The sequence below is a fragment of the Mesorhizobium sp. M4A.F.Ca.ET.090.04.2.1 genome (assembly GCF_003999085.1).
Classification (GTDB): Bacteria; Pseudomonadota; Alphaproteobacteria; order Rhizobiales; family Rhizobiaceae; genus Mesorhizobium.
In genome coordinates this window covers 1-6,969 of the sequence record NZ_RZOT01000317.1, presented here as the reverse complement: position 1 = coordinate 6,969, position 6,969 = coordinate 1, and the positions used below count along the sequence as shown (strand labels likewise).

The 6,969-nt window shown below is 65.0% G+C and carries 9 protein-coding genes; 4 read left to right on the top strand and 5 right to left on the bottom strand.

Going from position 1 to position 6,969, the window contains the following annotated elements:
- The first annotated feature begins 158 nt into the window (after positions 1-158).
- From tam to EN781_RS21115, 3 genes are all read left to right on the top strand, one after another.
- Positions 159-929: a trans-aconitate 2-methyltransferase gene (gene tam, locus EN781_RS21125; RefSeq protein WP_126053866.1), complete on the top strand. Its 771-nt coding sequence runs from the start codon at positions 159-161 to the stop codon at positions 927-929.
- Positions 930-1,043: 114 nt separating this feature from the next.
- The gene (locus EN781_RS21120) at positions 1,044-1,379 is read left to right on the top strand and encodes a hypothetical protein (protein ID WP_126053867.1); all 336 of its coding nucleotides are present in this window, start codon (positions 1,044-1,046) and stop codon (positions 1,377-1,379) included.
- Between the two features lie 112 nt (positions 1,380-1,491).
- A complete protein-coding gene (locus EN781_RS21115; RefSeq protein WP_126053868.1) occupies positions 1,492-2,613 on the top strand; it encodes a beta-ketoacyl-ACP synthase III in 1,122 nt (373 codons plus the stop codon).
- Positions 2,614-2,658: 45 nt separating this feature from the next.
- On the opposite strand, the gene EN781_RS21110 is transcribed toward EN781_RS21115, so the two are convergent.
- The gene (locus tag EN781_RS21110) at positions 2,659-3,225 is read right to left on the bottom strand and encodes an isoprenylcysteine carboxylmethyltransferase family protein (RefSeq protein WP_126053869.1); all 567 of its coding nucleotides are present in this window, start codon (positions 3,223-3,225) and stop codon (positions 2,659-2,661) included.
- Between the two features lie 195 nt (positions 3,226-3,420).
- Between EN781_RS21110 and EN781_RS21105 the strand changes: the two genes are divergently transcribed.
- Positions 3,421-4,035, top strand: coding sequence for an MOSC domain-containing protein (locus EN781_RS21105; protein ID WP_126053870.1), 615 nt, complete (start codon positions 3,421-3,423; stop codon positions 4,033-4,035).
- 52 nt (positions 4,036-4,087) lie between these two features.
- Here EN781_RS21105 and EN781_RS21100 read toward each other — a convergent pair whose 3' ends face one another.
- The 4 genes from EN781_RS21100 to tsaA form a co-directional block, all read right to left on the bottom strand.
- Positions 4,088-4,930, bottom strand: coding sequence for an SDR family oxidoreductase (locus EN781_RS21100; protein WP_126053871.1), 843 nt, complete (start codon positions 4,928-4,930; stop codon positions 4,088-4,090).
- Positions 4,931-5,063: 133 nt separating this feature from the next.
- Positions 5,064-6,023 (bottom strand): D-amino acid aminotransferase, encoded by a 960-nt coding sequence (locus EN781_RS21095; RefSeq protein ID WP_126053872.1) that lies wholly within the window; start codon positions 6,021-6,023, stop codon positions 5,064-5,066.
- 113 nt (positions 6,024-6,136) lie between these two features.
- The gene (locus EN781_RS21090) at positions 6,137-6,451 is read right to left on the bottom strand and encodes a DUF2293 domain-containing protein (RefSeq protein ID WP_126053873.1); all 315 of its coding nucleotides are present in this window, start codon (positions 6,449-6,451) and stop codon (positions 6,137-6,139) included.
- Positions 6,451-6,954 (bottom strand): tRNA (N6-threonylcarbamoyladenosine(37)-N6)-methyltransferase TrmO, encoded by a 504-nt coding sequence (gene tsaA, locus EN781_RS21085; protein ID WP_127400296.1) that lies wholly within the window; start codon positions 6,952-6,954, stop codon positions 6,451-6,453. Before tsaA ends, EN781_RS21090 begins: the two co-directional genes overlap by 1 nt.
- Between the last annotated feature and the right edge of the window lie 15 nt (positions 6,955-6,969).

Sequence of the window (6,969 nt, the reverse complement as noted above, 5' to 3'; positions counted from 1 at the left end):
CGGTAGGAGCAGTCCAGAGCATGATGCCGAAAAGTGTGACGCGGTTTTCGGACGACATCATGCTCTATCTCTTTGATTTAGAGGCGGATTCAGATTTCAAGTCGAACAGACCTGAAATCATCCGGCTCTAGGGGCGGCGAACAAAGCGAGGTTCCGAAATGGCTGACTGGTCCGCCGCCCAATATCTGAAGTTCGAGGACGAGCGCACGCGGCCCGCGCGCGACCTGGTTGCGCAAGTGCCAGTCGATTTCCCGCGCCGCGTCGTCGACATCGGCTGCGGGCCGGGCAATTCGACCGAGCTTCTGGTCGAACGCTGGCCGGACGCCGAGGTCAGCGGCTTCGACACGTCGCCCGACATGATCGAGAAGGCGAGGGCGCGGCTGCCGAACGTGAGCTTCGGGCTCGCCGACGCTTCCGCCTGGCAGCCGGAGAAGCCGGTCGACGTCATCTTCGCCAATGCGGTGTTCCAATGGCTGCCGGAACATCCCGCCGTGTTCCAGCGGCTGATGGGGTTTTTGAGTCCGCACGGCACGCTGGCCGTGCAGATGCCCGACAATCTCGACGAGCCCTCGCACCGGGCAATGCGCGAGACGGCGGCCGAGATGCCGTTCGCCGAAAAGCTGAAAGGTGCCGCGCGCGAGCCGCTGCCGCCGGTGTCGTTCTACTACGATCTGTTGTCGCCCTACTGCGACCGGCTCGATATCTGGCACACCATCTACAATCACCCGCTCGCCGATGCCGAGGCGATCGTCGAATGGGTGAAGTCGACGGGGCTGAAGCCGTTTCTCGATCCGCTCGACGCGGAGGAGCGCAAGCTGTTCCTCGACCGCTACACGGCAAGGATCGCGAAAGCCTATCCGAAGACGGCGAACGGCAAGGTGCTGCTGCGCTTTCCCCGCATCTTCATCGCCGCGCGCCGTCCCGGTTAGGAAGCGTTAGCCACACCGCGCCGCGCTCATCACGAGTGCTTGACCGGAATTCGTCGCCATGCGCAGTCTTCAGCCTGGATCGTGACCGGTGGTCCAGGTGGCGGGGGGTAGACTATGGCGCTGGGGAAGATTGCCCTGGGCGGTTGCGTGGGCGTCGCCGCGCTGCTTGCCTTCTCGATGTCGGCAGAGGCCAAGCGGGCGCGCTGCTACACCACGGATGACGGCTATTTCTCCTGCAATTACAGGGCGATCGGCAGCGACGGCAGCTTCCGCATCTCGGCGCCCGGCTATCCGACCTATGTGCTTGAAATCGACGGCCCGGGCTTTGCCTATGGCTATATCAATTTCGGCCGCCGCAATGTGTCGCTGCCTGGGCAGTTCGTGCGGAGCCGCGACGACGGCGCCTGCTGGAACAATCCGCAGACCAACACCAAGCTCTGCGCCTGGTAATTCAAAGCATTCGATTTAAGCTGGCATAAACCGGCCAAATGCGACAAGTGTTGCGCCGGGAGCCCTGGCGCTCACATCAAGCCGCAACGCCCGCGCAGGGGACGGACTGGAAATGCATCGCGTCATCATCAGCGGCATCGGCGCTGAAATCCCTGAACCTGTCATCACCAATGAGGAGCTGGTCGCCAGCTTCAACGCCTGGGTCGACACGGAGAATGCGCGCCGCGAGGTAACCGGCGACGCGCTGCTGCAGAAGTCGGACAGCGACTTCATCGTCCATGCCTCGGGCGTCCGGACCCGTCATGTGGTCGAGCGCGAAGGCATTCTCGACCCGACCCGCATGGCGCCGCGCATTCCGGCGCGGCCGGACGATGCGCTGTCGCTGCAGGCCGAGTTCGGCATCGCCTCGGCGAGGAAGGCGTTGGATCATGCCGGCCTGCAACCATCCGACATCGACCTTGTCATCTGCTCGGCCTCGCACCAGCAGCGGCCCTATCCGGCGATCGCCATCGAGATGCAGCAGGCGCTGGGCACGAAGGGCGCCGGCTTCGACATGGGGCTCGGCTGCTCTTCCGCCGCGGCCGCGCTGCACATAGCGGCAAACCTCGTGCGGGCCGGCGCGCACAAGCGGGTGCTGGTCTCGACGCCGGAGATCATCACCGGCCATCTCAACTTCCGCGACCGGCAGACGCATTTCATCTTCGGCGATGCCTCGGTCGCCATGGTCGTCGAGGGGCTGGAGCAGGGCGAGAAGCGGCCGGGACGCTTCGAGGTGCTGGACACCCGCACCTGGACGCAGATGTCGAACAACATTCGCACCAATCTCGGCTACCACACCCGCACTGCCCAGGACGATCCCTACAGGATCGATCTCGAGGGCAATCTGATCAAGCAGGTCGGCAACAAGGTGTTCAAGGAGGTCACCGTCGCCGGCCACAAATTCATCGTCGAGTTCCTGGCCGAGCACGGGCTGACGCCGCAGGGCATCCGGCGGTTCTGGCTGCACCAGGCCAATGCGCGCATGAACGCGATGATCCTCAAGCTCGCTTTCGGCCATGAGGTCGACCATGACCGCGCGCCGATGGTGCTGGAACGGCTGGGCAACACCGCCGGCGCCGGCGCCATCGTCGCGCTGTCGGAAAACCACGCCGACATGACGGCCGGCGATTTCGGCCTGATCTGCGCCTTCGGCGCCGGCTATTCGATCGGCGGCGCCTTGCTCAAGATGCTCTGAGGTGAGGCCGGCCTGCAAACGGCGGCTTCAAACACACTTTGGCGCCTAGTTTGGTGCAAACGGCACCAGCATAGGCACGCGCCTGGCATAGTCGTCATAGGCCGTACCGAGTTCGCCGCGCAGGAAGCTCTCCTCCAGCCTGGCCTTCACGACGATGCCCACGATGAGGAAGGCGGCGCCGGCCACGCCCCAGACCGTGCCCTTCGCCGCCATGGTGGCGAGTATCGCCACAAGCAGGCCGGTGTAGATCGGATGCCGGACCATCCCATAGGGGCCGGTGTCGATGACGCGGTGGTCGGCCTTGGCGGTGACGGTGCCCGACCATAGCCGGCCGAGATGCAGCCTCGCCCACCAGGAGAAGGCGAGGCCGACCGCGATCAGGGCGACGCATACCCAAGCTTCGGTGAGGGTCGGCATCCAGAGCCGAAGCCGGCCGACATAACCATGCGCCGGCACGAACAGCAGGATCGCGCCGATCGTCCACAGGGCGCGGTAGCGCGCTTCCTCCCGAAAGCCGGCGCGTTTTGCCGCCGGGTCGGCCCAGAAGGCGGCCGCCAGCCATGACACGACCCAGAACAGCCAGAGCGCCGCGATAGCGGGTGCGGGATGCATGGAAGCCTCCTCCGTGACATCACTATCGGATCGTCATGGCGCGGCGGCAATGCGGCGCAAGACGAAAATCGGGGTAAGAAGATCGTGATCGGCGTCGATGGGCATCAAGGCGCTCGACTGGACCATCAGTGCTTTCGACTGGACCCCGTCCGGCGACATCGGCTAAGTCAGGGCATGCAAGAGACGGCAAGCACAATGGATCTGTTCCCCGCGGCGGAGACCCCTGCCGAGATCGTCACGGCGCGCAAACTCGCGGCGAAGGTTTCGGCACTTTACGTCGCGCCGTTCGATCATTTCGAGACGCGGGCGGTTGAGGAACTGCGGCTCGGCTTCGACGGCATAGATGGCGATTTCCATGCCGGCGCCACGCGCCGCTCCGGCGGCCGCGAGCCCTGGTATCCGCGCGGCACCGAGATGCGCAACGAGCGGCAATTGTCGATCGTGGCGGCGGACGAACTGGCCATCGTCGCGGAGCGAATGGGCCTGGCGGAAATCAAGCCGGAATGGATCGGCGCCAATCTTCTCCTCGAAGGGCTGCCGCATCTCTCCATGCTGCCGTCCGGCACGCTGCTGTTCTTCAAGGGCGGCGTCACGATCAAGGTCGACGCCCAGAACGGGCCATGTCGCATCGCCGGACGCTCGGTCGCCGAGAACGCCGGCATGGCCGACCACGAGGCCGGCGCGCTCCTGTTTCCGAAGGCGGCGAAGCGGCTGCGCGGCCTCGTCGCCTGGGTCGAGAAGCCGGGCACGATCAGGACCGGCGAGGAGATCTCGGTGCGGGTGCCGGAGCAGTGGATTTATCGAGCCTAGCTCGGCAACGGGGGGCTGCGCCGCAAGGCGACGCAGCCTGTTCTAAGGCGTGCTAAGCCGCCTTGCGGTTCTTGTTTTCGCCTTGCGCCATAATGGAAACGTGATCCCACTTTTCCCAGGTGGCGATGCGGTTGGCGTATTCCTGCTTGATCATCGGCAAGCCGCCGTCGCCGAAGAATACCCTGAGCGGCGGCTCGGTCGCGTCGACGATGGCTAGCATCGCTGATCCGGTGGCCTCTGGATCGCCGGCGACGGCGCGGCTGCGGCGCTCGGCCATGGCCGTGCGGGCCGGCTCGTAGGCAGCGAGCGGCTTCGACACCTTGGCTGACGGTCCTGCCCAGTCGGTTGAGAAACCACCCGGCTCGACAAGCGTGACGTGGATGCCGAACTCCGCGACCTCCAGGCTGAGCGTCTGGCTGAAGGCCTCCAGCGCCCATTTCGAGGCATGATAGAGGCCGAGCGAGGCAAAGGCGTTGACGCCGCCGATCGACGAAATCTGGATGATGTGTCCGGACCGCTGCGCCCGCATGATCGGCAAGGCGGCCTGCGTTACCCAAAGGGCGCCGAACACGTTGGTCTCGATCTGGTCGCGGGCTTCCTGTTCGCTGACTTCCTCGATGGCCCCGAAATGGCCATAGCCGGCATTGTTGATGACGACGTCGAGCCGGCCGAAGCGTTCATGCGCCCCGGCGACCGCGGCGTCGACGGCTTTCTTTTCGGTGACGTCGAGTTGAATGGCGGCGACATTGTCGCCATATCTCGCGACGAGATCGGCGAGCGTGCCGGCGTCGCGGGCAGTCGCGGCGACACGGTCGCCTCGGGCGAGTGCCGCCTCGGCCCAGACGCGGCCAAAACCCTTCGACGATCCGGTGATGAACCAAACCTTGCTTGTCATGATCTGAGATCCTTGCCCGTGCGGGCCACGATTTGGGGGTAAACGGAGGCTTCTCCGCTTCTTGCCATATACGGCGCACTCGCCGATTTTCCAGAGGCGAGGCAGACTCTTTTTGGAAATGAGGTCCGAATGATCAGCGATAGCGCACCAGGCTCGACCAGGCCGGGTCCTGGTGCTTCTGCCAGTAGAGCGCCATCAGCCGGCTGGTGACCGGGCCGACCTTGCCGTCGGCGACCTGGGCGCCGTCGATCATCGTCACCGGCATGATGCCGCCGGCGGTCGAGGTGATGAACACCTCGTCGGCCGCTTTCAGGGCGGTGACGCTGACATCGATCGCTGCAGCGGAAAGGCCAGCCTCGGCGCAGAGGTCGAAGACGGTGCGCCGCGTGATGCCGGGCAGCACACCGACGCCCGGCGTCGACAATTTGCCGTCCTTGACCAGGAAAACGTTGAAGCCCGGGCCTTCGGCGACATTGCCGTTGAAGTCGAGGATCAGCGCCGTCTCGGCGCCGCGGTCATAGGCGTCGTAGAGGCCGCGCACCAGGTCGAGCCAGTGATAGTTCTTGATCGACGGGTCGACCGAGGCCGGCGGGATGCGGACCTTGTCGCTGATCGCGACATGCAGACCGCGCCGCAACTGCTCGGCATTGGCGACAGAGCCGAACGGCACGGCGAAGGCCATGAAGCGGTTCACCGCCTGGCGCGGGTCGCGGCTGAAGGTGGGCGAGGCGCCGCGCGTGCACAGCATTTCGACATAGGCGGCGCGATGGCCGGACAGCGCCACGCAATTGTGCAGGATCTCGGTCACCGCTTCGCGGTCGAACGGAATCGTCATGCGCAGCTTCTCCAGCCCGCCGAAGAAGCGATCGAGATGCAGATCCAGCCGGAAGAAGCTGCCGTCCCAGACATGGACGGTGTCGTAAGTGGCGTCGGAATGCAGGAAACCCCAGTCCAGCACGGAGATCTTGGCTTGCGACATCGGCAGGTATTGCCCGTCGAGAAAGGCGACGCCGTGGGGATAGGCATGCGGATCGATGTGGCGGTCTGATAGAACAGGCCCGGTGGGCGTAGTGGCAGCAGCGTTCTGGCTCATCGCGGTCGTCCCTGCTCGATGTGACAAGACAGGCTAGCGCGCTGTCCCCTATGCAGTAGAGCCAGCCCGCTGCCCCTGTTTGGCCTCGGGTCCACCCAGGGAGGGCGGTTGCCTCATTCCTCCTCGTCGTCGGATTCCAGCAGGCGCGTGGCGCGCCAGCGGGTCAGCACGATGTTGGTCTGTTCGATGACGAAGAAGCGCGCGGAGTCGCGGTCATAGCCCTCGGCCAAGAGCTTCTCATAGTCGGTGTGGACGTGGCGGATATGGGCGATCGTCGCCAGCCAGACGGAGATCGACGCCGGCAGATTGTGCAGACGCGCCGAGCCAGCGTCGGCGCGGATCTTCTCGATGTCGGCGTAGGGTGCCAGCGGCAACAGGGTGGTCAGCGCCTTGGCGATGGCGCGGCGGCGGTTGGTCGGCGCTTTCATCACTCGTCGCGTCCGGCAATGACCGCCTCGGCAAACGCATCGGTCGAGGCAAAATAGGGCTTTATGTCGATGACCGGCGTGCCATCGAGCACGTCGATGGCATCGAGGTCGAGACGTCCGGCTTCGATGTCGAGTGCGACGAGCTTCGCCACATGCAGCCCGACGGGATTCGGCCGGGCAGGGGAGCGCAACGAAAAAACGCCTTTCGGCTCAGCGGCGTGGCGTGGTTTCTGCACAATCAGATTCCGCGGCGCCTGATCGAACCAGGACAGGATGATGACATGGCTGGCGCGATCCAGCCCGGCAAGGCCCTCGCGATAGGCCGGGTCGATCGTCAGCACCGCCGCCTGTCCCATCTTGCGCGCCGCCCGCATGTTCTTCGGGCAGGTCGCGCGACTCGTCCATGGCGAGGCGATCCGGCCGATGAAGACGACATGGCCGTCCCGCGGCATGGCGGCCGGATCAGTTTCCAGCAGCCTTTCGCCTTCACGTGTCTCGAACATGGCTCTGGCCTCGCT

What these genes read in the sequence shown, in the direction of transcription:
- EN781_RS21110 (WP_126053869.1), bottom strand. Translation starts at nt 3,225, where the DNA reads ATGCATCCCGCACCCGCTATCGCGGCGCTCTGGCTGTTCTGGGTCGTG.
- EN781_RS21100 (WP_126053871.1), bottom strand. Translation starts at nt 4,930, where the DNA reads ATGACAAGCAAGGTTTGGTTCATCACCGGATCGTCGAAGGGTTTTGGC.
- EN781_RS21115 (WP_126053868.1), top strand. Translation starts at nt 1,492, where the DNA reads ATGCATCGCGTCATCATCAGCGGCATCGGCGCTGAAATCCCTGAACCT.
- tam (WP_126053866.1), top strand. Translation starts at nt 159, where the DNA reads ATGGCTGACTGGTCCGCCGCCCAATATCTGAAGTTCGAGGACGAGCGC.
- EN781_RS21120 (WP_126053867.1), top strand. Translation starts at nt 1,044, where the DNA reads ATGGCGCTGGGGAAGATTGCCCTGGGCGGTTGCGTGGGCGTCGCCGCG.
- EN781_RS21095 (WP_126053872.1), bottom strand. Translation starts at nt 6,023, where the DNA reads ATGAGCCAGAACGCTGCTGCCACTACGCCCACCGGGCCTGTTCTATCA.
- tsaA (WP_127400296.1), bottom strand. Translation starts at nt 6,954, where the DNA reads ATGTTCGAGACACGTGAAGGCGAAAGGCTGCTGGAAACTGATCCGGCC.
- EN781_RS21105 (WP_126053870.1), top strand. Translation starts at nt 3,421, where the DNA reads ATGGATCTGTTCCCCGCGGCGGAGACCCCTGCCGAGATCGTCACGGCG.
- EN781_RS21090 (WP_126053873.1), bottom strand. Translation starts at nt 6,451, where the DNA reads ATGAAAGCGCCGACCAACCGCCGCCGCGCCATCGCCAAGGCGCTGACC.